18 protein-coding genes are annotated in these 23,517 nt (G+C 44.5%); 12 read left to right on the forward strand and 6 right to left on the reverse strand.

Going from position 1 to position 23,517, the window contains the following annotated elements; genetic code table 11:
- Positions 1 to 456: 456 nt before the first annotated feature.
- The 7 genes from ACVA53_RS16675 (at position 457) to sstT (ending at position 8,983) form a co-directional block, all read left to right on the forward strand.
- The gene (locus tag ACVA53_RS16675) at positions 457 to 1,413 is read left to right on the forward strand and encodes an AAA family ATPase (protein WP_255043283.1); all 957 of its coding nucleotides are present in this window, start codon (positions 457 to 459) and stop codon (positions 1,411 to 1,413) included.
- Positions 1,410 to 2,378 carry a DUF58 domain-containing protein gene (locus tag ACVA53_RS16680; protein WP_255043282.1) on the forward strand — a complete coding sequence of 323 codons (969 nt, stop codon included), beginning with the start codon at positions 1,410 to 1,412 and terminating at the stop codon, positions 2,376 to 2,378. Before ACVA53_RS16675 ends, ACVA53_RS16680 begins: the two co-directional genes overlap by 4 nt.
- A complete protein-coding gene (locus tag ACVA53_RS16685) occupies positions 2,371 to 2,874 on the forward strand; it encodes a DUF4381 domain-containing protein (RefSeq protein WP_255043281.1) in 504 nt (167 codons plus the stop codon). Before ACVA53_RS16680 ends, ACVA53_RS16685 begins: the two co-directional genes overlap by 8 nt.
- The gene (locus ACVA53_RS16690; protein ID WP_255043280.1) at positions 2,867 to 3,832 is read left to right on the forward strand and encodes a vWA domain-containing protein; all 966 of its coding nucleotides are present in this window, start codon (positions 2,867 to 2,869) and stop codon (positions 3,830 to 3,832) included. Before ACVA53_RS16685 ends, ACVA53_RS16690 begins: the two co-directional genes overlap by 8 nt.
- Positions 3,825 to 5,777 carry a vWA domain-containing protein gene (locus ACVA53_RS16695; protein WP_255043279.1) on the forward strand — a complete coding sequence of 651 codons (1,953 nt, stop codon included), beginning with the start codon at positions 3,825 to 3,827 and terminating at the stop codon, positions 5,775 to 5,777. Before ACVA53_RS16690 ends, ACVA53_RS16695 begins: the two co-directional genes overlap by 8 nt.
- Before the next feature lie 4 nt (positions 5,778 to 5,781).
- Complete coding sequence (locus tag ACVA53_RS16700; RefSeq protein WP_446505705.1) at positions 5,782 to 7,476, forward strand: BatD family protein; 1,695 nt, start codon at positions 5,782 to 5,784, stop codon at positions 7,474 to 7,476.
- Between the two features lie 265 nt (positions 7,477 to 7,741).
- On the forward strand, positions 7,742 to 8,983 hold the full coding sequence (sstT, locus tag ACVA53_RS16705) for a serine/threonine transporter SstT (RefSeq protein WP_255043276.1): 1,242 nt from the start codon (positions 7,742 to 7,744) through the stop codon (positions 8,981 to 8,983).
- A gap of 70 nt (positions 8,984 to 9,053) precedes the next feature.
- On the opposite strand, the gene ACVA53_RS16710 is transcribed toward sstT, so the two are convergent.
- Positions 9,054 to 10,028: an OmpA family protein gene (locus tag ACVA53_RS16710; RefSeq protein ID WP_255043275.1), complete on the reverse strand. Its 975-nt coding sequence runs from the start codon at positions 10,026 to 10,028 to the stop codon at positions 9,054 to 9,056.
- Positions 10,029 to 10,363: 335 nt separating this feature from the next.
- On the opposite strand from ACVA53_RS16710, the gene ACVA53_RS16715 reads away from it, so the two are divergent.
- Positions 10,364 to 11,857 carry an FAD-dependent oxidoreductase gene (locus tag ACVA53_RS16715; protein ID WP_446505706.1) on the forward strand — a complete coding sequence of 498 codons (1,494 nt, stop codon included), beginning with the start codon at positions 10,364 to 10,366 and terminating at the stop codon, positions 11,855 to 11,857.
- Positions 11,858 to 11,964: 107 nt separating this feature from the next.
- Here ACVA53_RS16715 and ACVA53_RS16720 read toward each other — a convergent pair whose 3' ends face one another.
- The 3 genes from ACVA53_RS16720 to ACVA53_RS16730 form a co-directional block, all read right to left on the reverse strand.
- A complete protein-coding gene (locus ACVA53_RS16720) occupies positions 11,965 to 12,288 on the reverse strand; it encodes a cupin domain-containing protein (protein ID WP_255043273.1) in 324 nt (107 codons plus the stop codon).
- A 48-nt stretch (positions 12,289 to 12,336) separates the two neighbouring features.
- Positions 12,337 to 12,999, reverse strand: coding sequence for a chromosome segregation ATPase (locus tag ACVA53_RS16725; protein WP_446505707.1), 663 nt, complete (start codon positions 12,997 to 12,999; stop codon positions 12,337 to 12,339).
- 220 nt (positions 13,000 to 13,219) lie between these two features.
- Positions 13,220 to 14,281, reverse strand: a complete 1,062-nt coding sequence (locus ACVA53_RS16730; RefSeq protein WP_446505708.1) for a PTS transporter subunit IIC — start codon at positions 14,279 to 14,281, stop codon at positions 13,220 to 13,222.
- A 273-nt stretch (positions 14,282 to 14,554) separates the two neighbouring features.
- Between ACVA53_RS16730 and ACVA53_RS16735 the strand changes: the two genes are divergently transcribed.
- Positions 14,555 to 15,466, forward strand: a complete 912-nt coding sequence (locus ACVA53_RS16735) for a DNA ligase (RefSeq protein ID WP_255043270.1) — start codon at positions 14,555 to 14,557, stop codon at positions 15,464 to 15,466.
- A gap of 754 nt (positions 15,467 to 16,220) precedes the next feature.
- Positions 16,221 to 17,381, forward strand: a complete 1,161-nt coding sequence (locus ACVA53_RS16740; RefSeq protein ID WP_446505709.1) for an MFS transporter — start codon at positions 16,221 to 16,223, stop codon at positions 17,379 to 17,381.
- A 622-nt stretch (positions 17,382 to 18,003) separates the two neighbouring features.
- On the opposite strand, the gene ACVA53_RS16745 is transcribed toward ACVA53_RS16740, so the two are convergent.
- Complete coding sequence (locus ACVA53_RS16745) at positions 18,004 to 20,766, reverse strand: ATP-binding protein (RefSeq protein WP_446505710.1); 2,763 nt, start codon at positions 20,764 to 20,766, stop codon at positions 18,004 to 18,006.
- A 102-nt stretch (positions 20,767 to 20,868) separates the two neighbouring features.
- Here ACVA53_RS16745 and ACVA53_RS16750 point away from each other — a divergent pair, with 102 nt between their 5' ends.
- A complete protein-coding gene (locus tag ACVA53_RS16750) occupies positions 20,869 to 21,348 on the forward strand; it encodes a hypothetical protein (protein WP_446505711.1) in 480 nt (159 codons plus the stop codon).
- Between the two features lie 3 nt (positions 21,349 to 21,351).
- Positions 21,352 to 22,404, forward strand: a complete 1,053-nt coding sequence (locus ACVA53_RS16755) for a porin (protein ID WP_446505712.1) — start codon at positions 21,352 to 21,354, stop codon at positions 22,402 to 22,404.
- Positions 22,405 to 22,520: 116 nt separating this feature from the next.
- Here the strand turns inward: ACVA53_RS16755 and ACVA53_RS16760 are convergent, their stop codons facing one another.
- Positions 22,521 to 23,438 (reverse strand): ROK family protein, encoded by a 918-nt coding sequence (locus ACVA53_RS16760; RefSeq protein WP_446505713.1) that lies wholly within the window; start codon positions 23,436 to 23,438, stop codon positions 22,521 to 22,523.
- Positions 23,439 to 23,517: the final 79 nt, after the last annotated feature.

Genomic DNA, 23,517 nt, shown 5'->3' on the forward strand with positions numbered 1-23,517 from the left:
TTATTTATCTTATTGCATCCTAGCGAGTGAAAAAGACACTTAGGTGACTTTTACATTGCACGAATATTATAAGAACACATGCACATAACAATATCAACACGGGGCATCAATGGTCGTACCAATATTCCCGCATAGAATCGTGCTAATCCTAGAATCCATGGCAAACCTCCAAATGTGTCAATAGTGTTAATTAACCCAAGCATGATATGTGCCATGTTTTATATGAGCAAAAACAATGGTATAGATTGCGTTTACAGCTAGACTTGGTGTGTTATCAGTGCAAACTCGCACTGATGAAGTGCATCAATAATCATCAGCAACAAGAGGTCAGACCTATTTAAATGACGACACCAGAGGCCAATAAATCACCAACCGAACCGTACAGATGAACTTAAACGGTCAATTTGAGTCTTAATGTTCATATTTAACTGTTTCATTTAAGGAAAATAACACCCCATGTTGACAGCAACTTTCCAACGTCTTCAATCACACCTGAATACTCAGGTCATTGGTCAACCGAATCTTGTTAAACAGTTAATGATCGCACTTCTTGCCGATGGCCATATATTGGTTGAAGGCCCGCCCGGGTTGGCAAAAACACGCGCTGTAAAAGTGCTGTCTGATAGCATTGAGGGAAACTTCCATCGCATTCAATTTACTCCCGATCTATTGCCTGCTGATTTAACCGGTACCGACATTTTTCGTCCTGAAACTGGCGACTTTACCTTTCAGCCAGGTCCCATTTTTAATGCCTTATTGCTAGCCGATGAAATCAACCGCGCACCGGCTAAAGTACAAGCCGCAATGCTAGAAGCAATGGCAGAGAAGCAAATTACGGCAGGTCGTAAAACTTATCGCCTCCCTGAGCTCTTTTTGGTCATGGCGACTCAGAACCCTATTGAACAAGAAGGGACCTACCCCCTACCTGAAGCGCAGCTTGACCGTTTCCTACTACAACTTAATGTCGATTACCCTGACGAAAGCAGCGAGCTGGAAATCCTAAGGCTAAACAGAGGCGAAGCTTTGGGGGTTACCGTCGATGAAACGGTACAGGTTACCCAAGCAGAGATTTTTGATGCACGTAAAGAAGTGCTCAACATCCATATGGCTGAAGAAGTAGAGCAATACATTATTCGTTTGATTATGGCTACCCGCCATCCCCATCGTTATAGCGAGCAACTAGCTAACTGGTTGCAAATGGGTGTCAGCCCACGCGCTACCCTTGCGCTTGATCGTTGCGCACGCTCTCATGCGTGGTTAAATGGTAGGGACTTTGTCACACCTGAAGATGTACAACTAATGGCGTACCCTGTACTCCGCCACCGTTTACTACTTAGTTACGAAGCGCAAGCTGAAGCCGTATCGCCCGATACCATCGTCGAACAATTAATTTCACAGGTTGCCTGCGCATGAATTCACAGGAATTAACACCAACACTTCCTGCACACAGTGATGGCGTTAACCTTTGTCTGGCTGAGCTTCTGCAATACAAAAACCAGTCAGTACGATGGTTGCCGCCCGCCCAAAGTGTTTGGTCACAGCTTAACGGCCAGCACCAGAGCCGTCATAAAGGGCGCGGCATGAACTTTGCCGAAGTTCGTCCTTATCAAGCAGGCGATGATATACGCGCTATTGACTGGCGCGTGACGGCACGAACAGGTAAAACCCACACCAAGCTTTTTACTGAAGAACGTGAACAGCCCGTTATGCTGTTGATCGATATCAGCCCCAGTATGAAGTTTGGTACGCAACTATTGTTAAAATCAGTGCAAGCGGCCCATTTTTCAAGCTTGCTGAGCTGGTTAGCCGTCAGTGTGCAAGATAGGATCGGCGCTATCGTATTCAATGGAAACCGATTGTACGAGTGTAAACCGACAGCACGCCAGCAAGGGCCACTAACGGTGATTAACGCCATGATTGATGCGCATAAAGATTGTGGGGATGACAGCGTTAATGAAAAGCGCCTGAGCTTTTCTGATGCACTCAAACATCTCCATCACCTTTGCCCAAAAGGGAGTGAAATTGTCGTTCTGAGTGATTTTTATCAACTGCAACAAAGTGACAAAAGACGGTTAAGTCAGCTCAGACAGCATAACCGGGTACAGTTCGTTCAGCTCTTTGACCCACTTGAATTTGGTCATACTACATTCAATGGCATCGAGTTTGTTACCGATGACCAGCAGGCAACTTGGCTAGATTTTTCAGCCCAAAACACCCGCGATAGCCTTAACCAGCAGTATCAAGAACACCAAGATTTCATACAAGAACTGTGTAAAAGCTTAGCCATTCCGTTACATCACCTCTCTGCCGCTCAGACACTGATGGAGCAACTCGGCCATTCAGGATTTAAAGGGAATAAAGGAGGGACACATGGCTGAAACAACAATGCCTGCGTTACCACTTGCCGATATCCACCTACCACAAACACCGGGTGTATGGCCTCTAGCTTGGGGATGGTGGGTCGCAATCCTACTGACTGTCATCGCACTAACATGCTTGATATTGGCCATTCTCAAACGTCGTCGTCAAAACTTAGCCAGACGAGAGGCCTTAATCCGGTTAGCTGCATTGAAATCACCTAATGATTTCAATCAACTCAACCTGTTATTACGTCAAGTCGCGATGTCATACCATTCCAGAGCTAAGGTCGCAGGCTTAACAGGGCAATCATGGCTTTCGTTTCTCGATCTCCACTTAAAAGAAAAGGACCAAGGCTTCATCAGATTGTCTGATGTTTGGCAGCAAGGACTGTTTTCCCCTTCCCCACTAGAAAAAGAACAGTTTGCTATGTGTTATCAACAAGCAAAAAAATGGATTCGTAAAGCCAACTTCCAAAGTATGCCAGGCGTATCCAAGGAGTCTGGCAATGTTTGAATTTACTTGGCTTTGGGCTTTTTTGCTGCTCCCACTGCCTATCGCCGTTTATTTCTTGAGTAAGCCTCATGCGCAGCCTTCTGCAATTAGGCTGCCCAAGCTACCAGCAGGCCTAGGGCAAAAAGCAATAATTAGCCGTTGGTTAGTTGTTTTAATGGCCACCGCTTGGATTAGCTTGATCACCGCACTTTCTCGGCCCGTTTGGTACGGAGATCCAATTGAGATCAACCCTGATCACCGCGATATGATGCTTGCTGTCGATTTGTCCGGCTCTATGTCGATCAAAGATATGATCACTGAAGACGATGAGGCCATTGACCGATTAACGGCCGTCAAGAATGTACTTCATCAGTTCATTGGTAAACGCAGTGGAGATCGCATCGGATTAGTCTTATTTGCCAACCATGCCTACTTACAGACGCCACTCACGTTTGACCGTGACACCGTCCAGCAACAGCTTAACCGAACCGTATTAGGGCTCATTGGTCAAAGTACAGCAATTGGTGAAGGGCTAGGGATCGCAACTAAAACCTTCATTGATAGCGAAGCACCTCAGCGAGTCATTGTCTTACTCAGTGATGGTGCCAATACCGCTGGGGTGATTGAACCTTTGGAGGCAGCGGAGCTTGCGGCAAGAAGTGACGTCACTATCTATACCGTTGGTGTGGGTGCAGAAGAGATGGAGCAACGTACCTTCTTTTCAACCCGTACCGTTAACCCTTCCCAAGATCTCGATGAGAGGATGCTAACCCGTATTGCGGAAATGACCGGAGGGCAATACTTCCGAGCTCGAAACCCGCAGGAGTTAGAACAAATTTACCAGATGATTGATCAGCTGGAGCCAATTAATACCGCACAACAAACGTGGCGACCTCGTCAGGAATTATTCCGTTTTCCTTTGGCTCTTTCGCTACTACTTTCAGTCATCATCGTTGTTATGAGAAAGCGTAATGGTTAGTTTTACTTTCCTATATCCCTATTGGTTGATCGCACTGATCCCGCTAGGGCTACTACTTCCGTGGTTAGCTAAAAAGCGTCATAAGCAAGGACTTATCGCCCCCCATTTGGCCGAAAAACTCGGTTTATCAAATAAATCGCAAACCCGAATAGCCTTACCCGCTATCGGCACATTGTGGATTCTGACTGTTCTGTCACTTGCAGGGCCAAGTTGGCAAAAGTCTCCACTTCCCGCGTTTAGCTTATCAGGGGCGCGCGTTTTGGTCATGGATATGTCACGCTCAATGTATGCCGACGACATCGTACCAAATCGCCTTAGCCAAGCACGGTTTAAAGCCCTTGACCTGTTACCAGGCTGGAAAGAAGGTAGCACAGGTTTGGTTGCGTATGCCGCTGATGGCTACATTGTCAGTCCACTGACAAAAGACAGTTCGACACTTGCAAGTTTAATCCCCCACCTGTCGCCTGAAATTATGCCAATTCAAGGCAGCAATGCAGCAACGGGTATTCAGGAGGCAATCAACTTGCTGAAGCAAGCGGGCCACCAGCAAGGTGATATTATTCTTATCACCGATGGTCTAAGCAATACAGAAAGTAAAGAAGCTCAAAAACTTCTCGATGAAAACCAATATAGGCTTTCTATATTAGCTGTTGGTACGACCCAAGGTGCCCCGATCAGGCTACCTGATGGCACACTACTGGCTAACAGCAAAGGTAAAACCGTGATAGATAAACTGGAAGTATCCCCATTACGAGAGTTGACACACAGGACTGGTGGCCTATTTCAGATTTCTCAGCCAACAGACCGCGATATTGATAGCCTCATCAAAGCGACTGAAAAACCGATCAGCAATCACGATACCGATGCGAGTAAAGAGCTAGAGGAGCGAATCAACGGTGGCTTTTGGCTGTTAATTCCTATTGCGCTTCTGGCGTTACTCGGTTTCCGTCGGGGAATTATTTTTGCAGCTGTATTAATGGTGACACCCGTTGATCACGCCTTTGCGGCCAGTTGGTCTGCACCCTTTACCAACAGTGATAATTTAGGGTATGAATTGTTCGAGCAAGAGAGCTATGCGGAAGCCGCTGAACAATTTTCTTCACCAGCCTGGAAAGGGGCAGCTCAATATCGTGCAGGTGATTATGAAAATGCCATAGACACTCTTTCGCCTCTTTCGGATCAACAATCTCAATACAACCTTGCTAATGCTTATGCACAAACTGGACAGTTAGATAAGGCAGAATCACTTTATCAATCAATCTTGGAACAGAACCCAGATCATCAGGATGCTAAAAAGAACTTATCCTTGGTTAAAGCACTAAAACAGCAACAAGAGAAGCAGCAACAAGATAGTAACTCGCAACAAGACGGCCAACAATCGCAGTCAGATCAAAACCAATCTCAGCAGCAAAACCAACAAGAACAGTCACCAAACAGCCAACAAGATAAGCAAGAAGGAAATCAGAATACGGATCAACAGGATCAACAACATTCGGATTCTGGAGACAATCAAGAGCAACATTCAAACCAGCCCAATAGTTCCCAGCAGGATAGTCAGCAGCAGCAAGGTAGCCAGCAGGATCGACAAGATCGGGAACAGGAACAAAGTCAATCTCAGCAAGGGCAAGAGCAATCACAGCAGAATCAAAATAATGAGCTCAATCAGCAACATGCACAACCCTCTGGTTCACAGGAACAGTCCGAAGAACAACCAGTACAAGCTGAGCATAATTCCAAAGGCGATCAAAAAGAGAATGGTGACAATCCAAGCTCAATTTCAGCTTCGACATCAAATGAGGGGACGCCAGAAAGCGTCACCGCCAGCGATCCCGTATTGAAAAAATTAGAACAGGTGCCCAACGATACCAGCGCACTGATTCGTGCTCAGCTCATCTTGCAAGCTAGAGAAAAACAAGCACCTGACGCAACAGAAAACTCATGGTAAATATATGATCATTAAAAATATGTTTAACAATTATCGATATTCATCCCTTTGCTGGCAGCATTGGTCAAAAGGGTTATTTCTGGGCTGGCTTCTGGCCTTTTCATCACCTTCATTCGCAGCTCAAGCTATTGCAACAGTTTCCAAGAATATTGTTGGTGTTAACGAAGTGTTCCAGCTCACTATCAATGTTGATGACAACGTCAATACTAACGCGCTCGATCTCAGTAATCTTGATGTTCATTTCAATTACGGCACACCGTCTGTAAGCAGCGGTACCAGCTTTGTTAATGGTGTTGTGACGAGGCAGACGGAGTGGAAGATAGCGGTTGCGGCAAAGGAAATTGGTGAGTTTACCATTCCCAGCTTTCGTATTGGCGCCAGCCAAACTGATCCGATTACGATGACAGTAATGAAGTCTACCAACAAGTCAGCAAGTACACCGTCAAAGCCTGAGATAAAGATTGATGCTGAAAGTAACAAAAACCAACTCTATGTCGGTGAAAGTTTTCGCTATACAGTAAGAATTCGAATTGGTGAGCAGATGAGCCAAGCGGCACTGCAAGCACCTTCAGGTGATGGCCTCAATGTTAAGCAGGTTGGAGAGGACAGACAGGTAGAAACCGTACTCAATGGTCGCCGTTATCTCATTATTACTCGTGATTATCAAATTACGGCCAACAAAGACGGTGATATCTTACTGCGTGGTGCAAAGTTTACCGGGAACCTTATCAAGGGCAACCGAGGATTTGGATCCACACTTCAAATCCCATTCGAGCAACAAGCAGATGACTTGAGCCTATCGGTTTTAGCTAAGCCAGCTGACTACAAAGGGCTATGGCTGCCGACTGAGGCACTTGAATTGGATCAGCAATGGCAACCAGATGTCAACGAAATGAAAGTCGGCGAGCCAATCAGCCGAACCATTACATTGCGAATCAAAAATGCCGAGCAAAGCACCCTACCCAACCTCAACTTGCAATACCCAGATTCTGTTCGTGTTTATGATGAAAACCCTGTGTATGGCAGTGACAATGAATTTACTTCGATGACCATAAAACAAGTCATTATTCCTCGTCAGGCTGGTGAAATCACGCTGCCAGCTTTATCAATCAACTGGTGGAACACAGAGGCGTCAAAACAAGAAACGAGCAAGATTGATGGTTTAGTGCTAAATGTGCAACCCGGAGACCCAAGCACCCAAGCTTTTTTACCGCCACAAGCTTTGCAATCAGATAACGCGGCACCTAAAAAAAACACCGTTCAAACAGAAATCATTCGAGACAGTGGTTGGTGGCCATGGCTGAGCTTGTGTTTAGCCATACTGTGGCTTACTACGCTAATATTGTTGCTCTTTGAAAAATACAAGCGTAAACAGCAACCTCGCAATATTACATCTGGTCAGGCTAAACAGCCACTTTCGCCTGTGGATGGCATGATTCAAGCGTTAGAGCAAGATCAACCCATTCAATTGCAAAGCTACTACCAGCAATGGTTAAAGCACTCCCCTAACCATCCATTACATGACGAGCTGCACAAGGCCATACAAAATGTCATGCGGCGAGAGTACAGCAAAGATAAAAGCCAGAAAAAAGAAGCCAGCAAGATGGATGCACTATTAATCATGCAAAAACTGAATAAAAATACCATTGAAAATGTAAACGATAAGTCAAGTGCTCTTGCACCAATAACCCCGCAATAACAGCACTTTATTACCCTCACGGCCCACCTTACGGTGGGCTTTTTAACATCCAGAGCAAGCTTGAAACTCCCATTCTTAACAACCCACCTTTTAGGCCCCTAATAGAATTAAAGACTTCACAATAAGCGGAAACAAGTTGTTAAAATCAAGTAAAGCAAAAGTTTCTTCAATAGATAGTGGAAATGTGCAAGAATTCCTGTTACAAAAAGTATCGCTAACGAGATTTAATGCTTAGCGTCAAAACTATAAATATGCAGGATGTATTATGAATCAAACACAACCCTTTCTAGCCCGAGTTGCAAATGGAAGCCTGGTCGTACAAATACTTATTGGTATTGTCGCCGGTGTTCTTCTTGCACTCCTCGCCCCCGCTTCAGCCGTTAAAGCCGGCTTACTCGGCGGTTTATTCGTCAGCGCCCTAAAGGCTGTTGCTCCAATCTTGGTCTTCATTCTGGTTGCTTCTTCTATTGCTAATCAGAAGAAAGGTGCACATACCAACATGAAGCCAATCATTGTGCTGTACCTCTTCGGTACTTTAATGGCTTCACTGACAGCTGTAACCATGAGTTTCCTTTTCCCGACCACTTTAACTCTGGTAACAGGCGCAACGGGCGCAACACCACCAGAAGGTATTGCCGAAGTATTGAATACGTTGTTGTTCAAGATTGTTGATAACCCAGTCAATGCCCTTATGTCTGGTAACTTTATTGGTATCTTGGCATGGGCCATTGCCCTTGGCTTTGCCCTTCACCAAGCCAGCGATGCAACCAAACAGGTTTTCCACGATGTGTCTAACGGCATTACCCTTATCGTTCGCTTTGTGATCCGTCTGGCGCCTATCGGTATTTTCGGTTTAGTTGCCAATACCTTCGCTGAAACAGGATTTGACGCGCTGTTCGGCTACGGACACCTACTTGCCGTGCTATTGGGCTCGATGGCCGTGATTGCCTTTGTTGTTAACCCAATCATTGTTTTTGTAAAAACCAAACAAAACCCATACCCGCTGGTTCTTCGCTGTATCCGCGAAAGCGGTATTACGGCATTCTTCACCCGTAGTTCAGCGGCAAACATCCCTGTAAACATGCAACTTTGTAAAGATATGGATTTGCATGAAGACACTTACTCTGTGTCAATTCCTCTGGGCGCTACCATCAACATGGCTGGTGCGGCAATCACGATTACCGTACTAACGCTCGCCGCTGTCCACACTATGGGAATTGAGGTTGATGTTGCAACAGCGATTCTACTAAGTGTTGTTGCGGCGGTATCAGCTTGCGGAGCATCTGGTGTTGCCGGTGGCTCACTACTTCTTATTCCATTGGCATGTAGCTTGTTCGGTATTCCAAACGATGTTGCGATGCAGGTTGTTGCTGTAGGCTTCATCATCGGTGTTATCCAAGACTCGGCTGAAACAGCTCTGAACAGCTCAACCGATGTTATCTTTACTGCAGCTGCTTGTAAGGCCGCAGAAGCTAAATTAGAAGCCGCTGATATGAAGGCGGTATAATACCAATAGTTAAAAACTAAAAATCCAGCATCGAAAGATGCTGGATTTTTTATTAAAACCTTGTGCGAGGTTATTGGTTCATTTCGAACCCAGGAACAAACACTTCCACACGACGGTTTTGTGCACGCCCCTCATCAGTATCATTGCTGGCTACAGGCTCTAGCTCACCACGGCCCTGGGCAACAATTCGGTTCTTATCGATACCGAAATACTGACCAACATAGCCTGCAACAACCGCTGCACGCTCTTCAGACAGCTTCTGGTTGTACTCTAATGTACCTCGGCTATCGGTATGACCGACTACATACAGTTGAGTATCAGGGTATTTCACCAGCTGTTGAGCAACAGGCTGCAGTAAGTCGATATCTTCCTGAGTCAGATCATCACTGTCAAAGGCAAACGGAAGGGCAGCGCCAACCGCTTCAACTTTAACCACTTCTGGAACAGGTTCAGGCATTGGCTCTGGTTCAGGCTCGATGACAGGAACAGGAGCTGGCGCACCCCAATGGTAAACCAGGCTCAAACCATAAAAATGCACATCACTTTGACCAGGGGATTCCGTTTTGCCTACCTGGTTATAGTACTGGTATTCTGCACGAGCCGATAAGTCATTATTGAAGAAGTACTCGACACCGACACCTGCCGTCCCTGCCAAGTTGTTATTGTCGTCATTAACATTGTCATTATCGACAAATGCGACAAAACCACCCAATTTACCGTATAAATCAAACGATTCAGTCATCTCGTAGGTAAACTTACCTACTAAGTCTATACCTTGAACTTCAAACCCATCACTGCCATAGTCGGCTTGACCTAAGTAGGTATAACCACCTTCTAACCCAAACCAAGAGTTGAAGTTATAACCAACAAATACACCACCACCCCAATCATCTTTATCGGCGTTTTGGCCTTTAATGACCCCGTCAAGATTATCGAACGTTGTACCACCGACCCGTGCGCCCACATACCAAGGGTTGTCTGTGGCAGCGTGAACAGCGCCGGATATCAATAGTGCAAGCGGGAGAACTTTGAAGACTTTATTCATAACTAACTGTCCTTATTTTATTATTACCACTACCACATTATGTGTAGAACAAAGAACAGCTTTTGTACAAATTTAGATAACAAAATTCTTCAATGAAAAGAGCAGATAACGTGCTTTTTATCGTTATTCATCACCTCATAACACTATAACTCTTTGATAAAATGCTCGTGTCCATACGCCTGTTTAAAATGGTGTTGCTAAGTACAGGTTAACCATAGAAAAGTACCACAAAAAACATCAATCCTAATGACCCTATTCTTTTTCGGTTTTCAATGTGATCTATGCACAGTAGAATCGGGGAACTTACACATTGTATTTTAACGAAGCGCATTTATATGAAAGAACAAGCTAATCCGCACATTCATCGCACCTCTTTTTCGGTAGGCATTATTGGCGGTGGCATAGCAGGCTCAACTATTGCGCTCCGTTTAGCTGAGTTGGGAGTCAATGTAGAGATCTTCGAGGAAGGTATCAGTCTTGTTAATGGCCCTCCTATCTGCCACCTTCATGCTGGTGGTAATCTATACCGTGAAATATCAGACGAACAATGTACCGCCCTACTTCAGCAGTCAATTGATTCACTAAAAGTGTTTCCCCATACGGTGAATATCCGCCCAACAGTAATAGCAGTGCCTAAACATGATAACGGCGAGCCAAATGCCTTGTTGCCTCGCTTAAGCAAATTAAAACAAGTGTACAGCCAGTTAGTCAAAGAAGATCCCACCAACCGGGTTATCGGTAACCCTGATCAGTATTTCAAACTCTATGACAAAGAAGATTTACAGGCTTTATCATCGCAACCAATGCCCGCTCAACCGATACGCTTTGATGATTGGATGATCCCAGTCGCTAAAAACCTCGAACTAGACCAGTTTAAGTACCCATTGGTTTTGGTACAGGAATACGGTTGGAGTGTCTTCCGTTTAGCGGCAACAGCTAACCTTGCATTAGACAAATTAAACACTAGCCAAGTACATACCCAAAGCAAGGTGACTCATGTAGAGCAGCAAGCCGATCAATCTTGGCTAATTGAATACCAGCAGTACGACAATTCTCAGCAGGATCACATCACTCGCCGTAGCCAAGTCGACTACCTAGTCAATGCGTGTGGTTTTCAAACTGGTGAAATTGATGACATGGCAAAACAAAAACGAAATCGCTTGGTAGAATTCAAAGCCGCCTATGTAACCCAATGGCCGGATAGCCAAGGTTTTTGGCCTGAAGTGATCTTCCATGGTGAGCGAGGTACACCGGACGGTATGGCGCAGCTTACTCCATATCCTGATGGGTATTTTCAGCTACATGGCATGACTGAAGAGATCACCCTATTTAAGCAAGGCCTCGCAAAGAGTACACCTAGCAGCGCGCAACCAAAACTTGCAAATACCTTCATCCGAAGAATAAAGTCTGGTTGGGACAAAAGCGAAATCGACATCCGCTCATCCCGTGCGATTAAACACATGTCACGTTTTGTCCCTAACTACAAAACAGCCAGCGTAGGTGGGAAACCACTTTTTGGTGCTCAGCAAATACCCGGGGACGACATCACCCTACGCGCCGCTGATGTCTCCTTTGCAGGTCAGCGTTATGCCCGCGCCGAGATTGTCAAAGCCTCTTCAGCACTTTCAGCTGCAAACAGTATTGTTGAGAAATTACAATCTGAAGAGCTGCTTCGCTCACAAAGTAACGAAGTAGTCATTGAGCAGTGCTTCCCTGTGACACGGTCACTTTCTGCAATAGATGTCGAACGATATGCTATACAGCTCGCCCATGAGCGAGACTATCCAGAAGCATTAGCAAAAACATTTTCATTTGAATTGAGCGATTAAGCGCAATTAAAACTAAAAATTAACTCGGGGTATTTCGATGCCCCATTATTAACTTACACAGTCATGGCCGAATATCATCACAGATGACTATCCCGCTTATAGTGATATCAATGCCCTGAATAAAACACCGCAAGCCATATTGTATCCTGAGCTGGGTCAGTCCATGATACTCGGTGACGTTGGTGGGCCGGGATATTAAGGTGATCACCGGGCTCCATGCGAACCTCACGCATCCCCTCTTCAAACAAGATTGTAGCGCCCCCCTTCATCACCATAACCCATTCACATTCCTCTTGATCGTACCAATCCCCTTCGGGAGTCACATGGCCACGCGAGACTATACGCTCAACCCTCACCGAATCCGTATTAACAATATCTTCAAACAACTCATCAGGTAACGATGACGGAATTGCGGCAAAAAGATTATCCATAGACACTCCAAAAAAAGAGGCGAGCCTTAGCTCGCCTCTTTCTATACATTATTTTGGTCTTGGGATTTCGATTTCAATCCGCTGATTCAATGAATCCAGCTCTTGCTCAAGTGCGGCAAGCTGGGCTTGCTCATCTTCAACGACTTTAAGCCTGGCATCGTACTTATCACAATCAGCTTGCGATACCCAATTCCAACTGGTTCCTGATTTAAACTCATCACAAGCTTGTTTAAACTCAGCCGCTACCTGCTGTGCTTTCTTGACGTCGAGCTTGGCCGCATTGATTTGCTTCTGCAGCTCCAACTGCTGCTGATACAAAACCTTGGAATTATTCAACACCGCTTTTTGTTGTTCAGCAGTACTGGTGAGCTTAACAACCTGGGTATCAAGTTTTTTCTTCTTCACCACCAGCGTTTTCTGTTCAGTTGTTAGCGCCGCGATTTGCTTCTCGAATTGTATTTTCTGATCGTCAATCACTTGCTGTGTTGCTTTCAATTCGGTGCGTAACTGCTCAATCTCAAGAGCGCTTTGTGTTTGATGCTGCTCTAGCTTCAATTCAACGGCCGCTTTTTCAGTCGTCAATTGTTTGTTTTTTATTTGAAGTTCTGCGAACTCTTCTGGGCTCGGGCTAGGCGAGCGGTGCCAAACAGCGGTTGTCAACAACCCGCCAACCACCAACCCTGCGACTAATGATAATTTCCAAGATGCCATATCACAATATCCATAAAGTTCGGTAAATATTCCCTTTACTGAGTAGCAATACAGCCTTGTACGCCATCAACCTATAGACTAGGGGGAAGTAAGCCCCTTTAGTACTAAGAGGTAAACTACCAGTATAGAGAAAACCAATGTCAGACTTAAATCAAATTTTAACAAATTTATATATACCTAAATAACTTGGGTGCTGTTAAGTTACTTGAGATATATAGGACTATTGTAAATTCAACGTCAGATCACCAGGTTTGATCCATCCCGCCTTTCTGAACAACTCAGAAAATGCCAATGTCAGTATCGCAGGGAGCACAAAGTGCATCAATAGTATAACGCTGTACATCGTCATGCTGTCCCAGTTAGCCCCTTCAAGGGCAATAAAACTCTGTATTTGACCAACAAAACCAGATGTTCCCATACCGGCGCCGAGAGGTGTATTCTCTAATTCAAATATAGTCGTTGCGATTGGCCCAAGAATAGCTGAAGTCAAAATAGTTGGGATCCATACTTTATAATTCTTAATAATATTCGGCATTTGCAGCATAGAGGTTCCTAACCCCTGCGCCATTACTCCAGCCCAACGGTTTTCCCGGAAACTCATGACCGCAAACCCAACCATTTGAGCACAGCATCCGACCGTCGCCGCTCCAGCGGCAAGGCCGTTTAGGCTTAGCATAATGGCGATTGCAGCACTGCTGATCGGGAGAGTTAACGCCATCCCCATCAAAACAGCCACAGCGACTCCCATCAAAAATGGCTGTAAAAGTGTGGCTGACATGATGAGATCACCAAGCGAAGTCATGAACTGTCCGATATATGGCCCAATTAAGGTTCCGACCATGACGCCACTCACCATGGTAATCGCGGGCGTAACCAGTATATCGACTTTGGTTTCATTCGCGACCAATTTACCAAGCTCAGTTGCAATCAATGCCGACACAAATGCCCCGACAGGGCCACCTAGCATTGCCCCAGCGGCTCCAACCGTTGTTACAGAAAACATTACCAACGGTGGCGCTTTTAGGGCATAGGCCACAGCAACAGCGATTGCTGGTCCTGTCATTTGCTGCGCCAATTGCCAAAGGGTATCTGTAAACAAAGGGATGGCAAATTTGATCCCAACTGTATTCAATATCGAGCCGATGAGAAGTGAGGAAAACAAACCCAACGCCATAAAGCTCATTGCATGGATGAAATAGGTTCGTGGTGAAAGTGTCACCCCTTTTCGAAGGAAAAAAGCATGGCACTGGAAAGAGAAAGTCGTAGGCTGGATATTTGACATGGCTAAGTCGTAATTCTTTATCAAAAAGCACAAACGTCCAATTCTATTCCTACCATGTCAGGATGCAACAAAATATCACAAAACAGCAAATAATGATCGGCATACCCAAACAGGGTGGCACTTCACAAAAAAACTGACACCTCTACTTTGGGGGTGTCAAAAATGCTTGATGCGTCGTATATCAAAGCGCCTATCACCAATGATATTTTTGTCAGTGCACTATCCACCTCTATTGTTTCGGTTATTATTTCGCACTTAATAAGGCCACAAACAATGAATCCTCCTCTTTTCCCGCCACGCATACAACTGAGCTCTTTGTCATCAATGATCTTATTTGCAATCAGCCCTTTTAATCCGGTGTTCGCTTCAACCGCAATAAGCCAAGAGCTAATGCACGCTAGCAGTATGAATATAGAAACCTTAGCGTTTAATAATGACATCAAAGATCAGCTACAACATTACTTTGCCAGTGAGAAACTGGATGGGATAAGAGCCATTTGGACCGGTACATCACTGGTCACCCGCCAAGGTAACCCAATCATTGCCCCACTGTGGTTTATTGATGCCTTACCCAATAACATATGGTTAGAAGGAGAACTATGGGTTGGCCATCAGCAGTTTCAATTGGTCAGCAGTATCGTTCGCGACCAGCAACCCAACGAGAAAGAATGGCAGAAAGTAAAATTCATGGTTTTTGATTCTCCTTCCATGACCACACCATTTGAAGCTAGGCTGAAAACCCTTGAGATGCATATCCAATCCATAAATCAACCACACATACAATTGGTACCACAATACGAAATCACCCATGTCTCTGAATTAGAGCACCTGCAAGATACTATCGAGGCCAAAAATGGTGAAGGTGTTATGCTGCACCGCAAAGACAACCTGTACCAGCCGGGACGTAATAACCAACTCATAAAACTGAAAACCTACCAAGATAGTGAAGCTGTCGTTGTAGGGTACGAACCAGGCAAAGGTAAATATCATGGGCAGATGGGAGCAGTCTGGGTCGTTACACCTGAAAATAAGAAATTTAAAATTGGTACAGGCTTTAGCGACCATGACAGGCAGTCGCCACCTCCTCTGGGTTCAATTATTCATTACCGTTTCAATGGTTTTACTGACAGTGGGATTCCTCGCTTTGCACGGTATCTACGAGTACGCAACAGCCCAGATTCATAAAAACTCAAGACGTCAAACAAAAAAAGTACTACTCCCCCGCTACTGAGAGTAGTACCTGAAAAGATGTGATATACCCAAGCACCTTGACGCTCCATGGGTATATGTACCATCGGCAGCAACCATCCTCATTATAAATAGTTTCAGATTGCCTGTTAGATAAAGCACAATTCTTGCCATTTTTTGGCCTATTTAAAATCAATACTTTATGTATACGAAGTCACTATCGTTGCCCCAGTAATGTGAAGACTTGCACCAAGCTGTAACATAGCCTCAAACCGCTAAAGAGCGACATATTCACCTAGACAATAAAAATATCATCTTTTAATCATTCAAATACGTAATAAAATGGTTAACATCGAATTAGTTAGCACTCTAATGATTTAGCGATTCATACTGACAATTAAACTTTGAAAACTAAACATTAAAATCAAATTTTTTCAATAAATTAAAAATAAAACAAATGATTATAAAGAGTTCACTTAACATTACCAAACAAAGTAATAAATACCCCGCATTAGCCAGATGAATCTGAGTGGCTTTTCACATTAGAATTAGTCATTTTACTCATTGGCCTTTTATCGCCATATTCCCGACCAACGAAAATTCTTGCGGCTTTTCTCTGCCGAGATCATTGCACGAACAGCTATAAACCCAACTGTTCCCAAATGTCTAAAAATCGCTTGGGTATTTCACCTTTCTGCCGTTTACCTCTTTTAAACGGTAAGTATTAACTTTGCTTTTGGAGATCACTGTAGTGATTGAGCACGCTACAACGCCTGTTAAGAGTCCAGTTTGGGTTCCAATATTAGGTCTGACTATTTTTGCCGTTGCCTCAGGGTATTTTATGAGTGTGTTGCCTCTAACTTTGGTTAACCACCACATACCGAATGCCGCAGCAGGTTGGCTAGCAAGCATATATTATTTCGGCTTGCTTGCTGGTGCCATGCTCATTGAACCCGTGATTAAAAAAGTAGGACACCGAATAGCATTTATGGGGTTCGTTGCAATCCTTGCTGCTTCTGTTGCTTTCATGGGGCTGACTTCAACGCTTGGCCTGTGGATGGCAAGCCGGTTTATCGCAGGTTTTGCGGTTGCCGGGATCTTTGTCGTCATTGAATCATGGCTACTGATTGGCGATAGCAAAGAAGAGCGGGCGAAGAACCTCGGCCTGTATATGACAGCATTGTATGGCGGTACCACGGTAGGTCAGTTCGGTATTGGTTTAATTGGTGCCAGTGGATCTTTGCCATTTATTGCTACGGTCACTTTACTTCTAGTCGCCATGATTCCAGCAATGACCGCCAAGCAAGCAAACCCAGCCCAAGAGGAGCATGTTAGCTTAAGCTTGCAGCAAATCCTGGCACTCAGCAAACCAGCATTAATTGGCTGTCTTGTGTCGGGTATTGTAATGGGCTCTATCTATGGTTTATTGCCACTAGCACTAAGAGCAGCAACCAGCAATCTAGAGCAGGTAGGTAGTTTGATGGCAGCAACAGTATTAGGTGGTATGAGTATTCAGCCTGTGCTTAGTAAGTTGTCCTGTCGAATACCGAAGACACTGCTGCTGGCATTGGTGAGCCTGTTAGGCGTATTTGCCATGGGCTTAGTTCACCTAGATAACAGCTACGGAGTTCAAGTGATGGCTTTGGCTCTGCTGGGTATGTCGGCATTTGCGCTATATCCGATTGCGATTACGCTAGCTTGTGACGGGTTAGAATCGGCTTCGATTGTGTCTGCTACGCAAATTATGCTGTTTAGTTACAGTGTGGGTTCGGCTTTTGGTCCAGTTGCGGCGAATTACTTGATGCATACAGAAACGGGGTTGACTGGTTTTTTCTTTGCGGTGCTACTTACAACAGCCATTTACATGTTGATGGTGAGTTTGCGAACCAAGCCAACAGCGCTGGCTCAATAGCATTTTTAGATACAAAAAAAAGAGCGGGCGCGACTTTCGTCGCGCCCTTTGGTCTTACATGCAGCAATCCGGCTACTATAGTGCTCCCTGCATCACTCCATGATAAAGCTGTATCCTTCAGCGCTTCCCTTTTATATCCGTCCTGGACATGTCCTATTGGTCTCGCCTTGACCCGTCGATTCTTCCTGTCTCGACTCTCTTCTCCATCCTGGAGGTGTCCCTAACTTCATCCTGAAGTGGTCCATTTCTGTCGTCCTGACTAGTAAGTATCCTACTTACTGTATCGTTTCCGTTCGATATTCCCTTCACAGTCCCTGTTCGATAAATCATCCTGATTCACCGCCCTCATCCTGAGGGTGCCAACATCCTTGGCCTCTTTCCTGTTCCGTTCCGTCAGTTCCTTCCGACGCAGTTAAGATTACGTGAACTGAGATTCTAAACAACCGTCAAAGATCACATTTTTTATGTCCACTTCATCCCTATACAACAAAACACCTATAAGGGCTTGATTTAAAAGTAATCAACAATTAGCAAAAAAAACGCTGGCATGCATAAATATAAAAATCTCACTACTTTGTGAGAGATCTCTTACAAGTCAGCGGGATAATTACGTCAAACTCAGTTATACCGCTTGGTCTTCAACCCCTTCAGTCTGTTTAAACGTCGCCAGTTTCTCTAACAAAGTGTCTTTTTTAAATGGTTTGGCAACATAATCATTCATGCCTACTTCATAACACTTCGAAATGTCGTCATCGAGCACACTGGCAGTAAGGGCGATAATATGCAGGCTTGGCTGGCCTGTTTCCTTTTCCAACTCACGGATAGCCTGTGTCGCGGTAAAGCCGTCCATAACAGGCATCATACAGTCCATTAAAATGGCATAGTATCTATTACCGTCTTTCACCTTATCCACGGCCTCTTGCCCGTTGTTTGCTATATCAAATTGATAACCCGCTTTCTTCAAAAACAAACTCGCGACTTTTTGGTTAACAGCGTTATCCTCAACGATCAGAACCCGAGGCTTATCAGAATCTGATGCCTCAACGGCGGGAGCTTGAACAGATTGAGTATGATTCGATGGAATGCTGCCAACTCCAAGTGTATTTGACGCCGTTTGTTCTTCTGCAACAAAGTCTGCTCGTTGGTTCGAAGAATCCGCTCTTTTCGCCACAAGGGCTCTGTTAATCGTCTTAACTAAACGCTTACCAAAGAAAGGCAGGGTTACAATACCCGATATCAGATTACCGAAATCATGTTGTTCATCACGGTGGTCTATGCACAGTATGATATTCAATTTCGGCATCAGTGATTTAATCAAGCCAAGATCATACGTGGTTTGCTTAATATTCTGCTGACAGTAAAAAATGACATCAAAATCGTTTTCCTGCTTGTCTGATAGATCAGCAACATCAGCTGACTGCACTTGCATCCCCAATGCTTTACACTCACTATCCACTCGGTACTTCGCGATCTTATTAGCCCCAAGTACTAACCCCCTTCGGGCTTTCAAGGCATTCAACGAACTATCATGTGTTTCGCATACTTCTACGTCTAGGCTGAAGTAAAAGCGACTACCAACCCCTTTTTCTGACTCTAGGGCTAATTGCCCCCCCATGAGTTCCACTAATTGACGACAGATAGCTAAACCTAACCCTGTACCTCCGAATTGACGTGTAATGGAGCTATCTTCCTGAATAAATGGTGCAAACACCTGCGCTTGCTTGTCTTTCTCAATACCAATACCTGTATCTATCATGGAGAAGTTAAGCTGAGCACGACCATTCTGGTGCTGGATACAATCGATCTCTAGAGTCACCCCACCCTCTTGGGTAAACTTCACGGCATTCGACGCCAAGTTCATCAATACTTGCCGTAAACGGTGTTCATCCAAAATAACCATCGACGGCAAGCCTGGGGCTAATTTCACGTCGAGGTTAAGTTTGCTGGCTGCAGCCTTAGCAAGTACAACGGTCATCGTATCGTATGCAACCTCATCAACCCTGCTTTCGCTCGCAGCCAAGATCAAGTTACCCGATTCTATTTTTGATAAATCCAAAATATCATTGATAAGTAACAGCAAGGTCTGAGAAGACGTTTCAATGGTCTGTAAGTACTCGATTTGTGAGGGTGACAAGTCTGTATCGGCTAAAATACCGGACATACCAATAATGCCGTTAAGCGGAGTGCGTATTTCATGAGACATATTCGCCAAAAAAGAACTTTTCGCTAAGTTGGCTTTTTCAGCTTCGTCTTTGGCAACAATCAGCTTGTTATGATTTTCAATTCGCTCCTCAATCATGCCATTTAACTGATGACTGAAGATCGTAAACTCATCCTTCCCATCAACCTTAATTTTGGCAGTGGAATGATCATTGCTGCTGGTTTCCAACAATGACATTGATTTGAGAACCCGGTGTAGATATGAGCCTATGCGTCTGATTAAGTTTACCCCAAGCCAAATCATCATTACGACAGAAAGCGAAATCACAAAAGAATATAACCAAATCAGCCTCTTAGATTGAATGATACTGTTCTGTATATCTTGGGCTAATTCGCGACTAATACTAGTCACCACAAACTGAATCAATGTATATCGTTGATCCAATGCGGAAAACGAATCGCTTTGGGTAAATCCAGAAAATGAATTTGAAAAGATACTTGCGCGTAATTGGTAACTTGTGGCAAAAACGGGGTTTGCAAATATTGTTCGGAGTAGTTCAATCTGTGTTGGCGTGGCGTTGACGGATAAATACCTTTCGATGATCAATTGCTGCCTTTCGATTATCGTATCTAATTGTTCCTTGTACTCTTCCGCTTGTTCTGGTTGATTGGCAATGATACGGATATACCAGTTTTCCTGCTGAGCCCAAAGTTGTAACCATTGAAGTTGGTACAAAACTGATAGCTTTTGCTCAATATTGGGATCAGCCACATTCAGCGGCGCCCTTTCAAGCGATACCAAATTATGTATAAGGAGATCAAACCCCCAGTCAGACCAATCATTAATATCTAGCGGTTCGACAAATTCATACTCGGCGATCAAATCTTTCATTTCAGCACTGGAAGATAGTTGCTCGGTGGAATCAACATTTGGGAATGCTTTTGGAATTAACGCTGAATAGTGTGATACCTGTTCAAGAGAAAGCTTTGCTGTTTCATTATTTTCAGTATCAGAAAGCTTATTTATTTTTAATTCATGGATTACATTCGAAAACTGTGAATTCGCTTTCAGCAATTCCATCCTTGCCATTAATGTATTTAATGAAGAGACCTTATCAAATAAGCCTGAAATCTCTATCACAGCAAACAAACCAGAAAATGTAAGTGGCAGAACAACAAGAGAAATCAGCCTAAATTTTATCGAAAACCGATTAAGCAGCCCCATAACCTCACCTTGATCAAAAAATCCAATTTTGTATATTTGTACTAACGTCAATGTCTACTAACATTTATAGCAGGTATGGGAACGAATGATGGAACTAAATCAATGATCAAAGGATTGACTCTAAAAAGCTTATTGTCTTTCACATTATTATTGACACTATTGCCAATAATAACATTGCCAGCATATGGCGACGACAATACTAAAGATATCGAGTTTGCTGTTTTTTCATTAAATAGTGATATCCCTGCACTTACCAAAAGTAAGGCTAGGATGCTGTATAAGGGAAAAACCAAAAAACTTAACGGTAGCATCAAAATTGTATTAGTGGATTTACCAGAAAGATCGATACACCGGGAAGAGTTCTACAATATGTTATTGGGAAAGTCGGTGTCGCAGATGAATGGCTATTGGGCAAGCCTATCATTTTCAGGGAAAGGCACCCCACCAGAAGAGCTTAGCAGCGACGACATCCGAGATATCATTGAGTGGCTAAATGATAACCCTAACGGGATAGCGTACGCGCCTGTTAGTGCCGTTCCTGAAAATGCCAACATACTCATTACCGTCTTACAAGGAGAGTAAGGTATGACTCAGAAATCATTACTCGCAGTCGCTCTGCTTGTATCCCCTTTAACCAGTATGGCTACAATACAAGTAACGGATAACTTCTCAATCAGTGGTTTTGGCTCAACCTCAATCACAAAGTCGGATAACAGTACTCCTTTATTTGTAAACCGCGAAATAACCGATGACACCTGTTATGACTGCGATACCATCTTCGGACTACAAGCCGACCTATCCATCATTGATGATTTAAAAGCCTCTGTTCAAGTCGTTAAGCGCCCTCAAGATCATTGGTCCAGTCCTGAGTTGGAGTGGGCTTACTTAAATTACGAATTCAGCCAGTTCTCTGTACGGGCAGGAAAATTACGTATTCCTCTTTTCCTTGTTTCAGAGTACTTCTATGTTGGTCAGGCTTACCCATGGGCACGCCCACCACAAGAGGTGTATGACAGTATTCTTGGCTTTACATCCTTTGAAGGGGCGAGTGCTTCATGGCTATGGGAGTTAAATGACGAGACCGTGGTGAGGTTTAGCCCTTTCTATGGTTTAGAAAACGACAGCACACTTAATATCAGTGGCCGTCGATTAACGTTCAAGTCTGACTATATGGCAGGCTTATCTGCCGAAGTTAGCGGCTTTAACTATCGTGTTCATTTTGGCTATATGAACTCAAAATACATAGTGTCTCCTAGCCAAAATCCAGGCAAGGAAACACTAAACATTTACACCCTAGGTGGTGAATATTCGATGGATGACTGGCTGTTTATGTCAGAAGTGCAAACAGACGATTTACAAACCAACTGGTACGTCAGTGCAGCATATAACATCAACAAGTTCACGCCTTACTTAGTTTATGGGGAAAGCCACGACCGCAGAAAGGCCAATAGTGTCACGGCAGGGGTTCGTTATGATTTAACCCACACGGTGTCACTCAACGCCGAATGGCAGGGTATCTATATGGACCGTAAAGACTATGACGATGGAAATAGTGGGCAATTTGTCACATCTCCTACTTTCTACAATGAAGACAAAGACGCTCAGCTTTATACCTTGATGCTCAATTTCATCTTCTAACTGCCACTAAGCCCATTTGGGCAACCCGAAAAAACGTAAGCGTCTCCGGTTCTTAGCCTGAGACGCTTCTTCTTTCTTCCCTACAAGAAAAAGTACTTTGATCGAGTTGCGTAGCACTACTTTACGAGCATCGCTGCACCAAAGACCCCCGCACTGTCGCCCAACGCCGGTTTAGCCAACACCGTGTTTAGTTCGGGGTTAAACAGATGAGGTAAAATCGCATCTCTACCTTTAGTATAAAGAGAGTCTATATTACCCACTCCGCCCCCCACTACGATCACATCCGGATCCAACACATTGATAATCGAAGCAACAGCAAGACCAAAATAATTATGTAACCGCTCCAGTGTTGTTTGTGCCAACCCATTTCCCTGCTCTGCCAGTACCACAATTTCAGGTAAACTCAATGAACACTTATCGCCTGAATCACTTTGCTCCCGATAGAAGCGCTCCAACCCTTTTCCTGACATAACCGTTTCGACACATCCTTGCTTGCCGCAATAACAAGGGGCACCATTTACCTCCAGCACATTATGCCCCCACTCGCCGGCAATACCGTGGCAACCATTAAGCACCTTACCGTTAACGACGATACCGCTTCCGACCCCTGTTCCCATGATGATCCCGAATACAACCTCAGCATCAGGTTTTATATCTTGAACGACACCTAGCCTTGCTTCAGCCAAAGCAAAACAGTTAGCATCATTGGCTAGACGCACAGGGAAGCCGAGTAAAGATTCCAAGTCTTTATCCAGAGCTTGACCATTTAGGTGAGTCGAGTTGCAGTTTTTCATGGTACCGGTCGCCGGGTCTAAGGTACCGGGCGTACCGAAGCCGACCGTTTGGGGGGATTCACCAACGTCTTGAACGCATAGATCAATCAGCTTTCTGATCTGCCCCAATACATGCTGGTACCCTTTCTCGCCTTCGGTGGGGAGACGTTTGCGCAGCACACAGTGGTCATCATCATATTGCATTACAGCACACTCAATCTTCGTGCCGCCAAGGTCAACGCCCCAATAATACTTGCTCATAGCTATCCCCATCAGTCTGGTTTTCACACATGCTCTGCAAAGCGCGTAAAATCAGCCATACTTATACCAAAACATAATG

The sequence above is a fragment of the Photobacterium sp. DNB23_23_1 genome, from assembly GCF_052873815.1.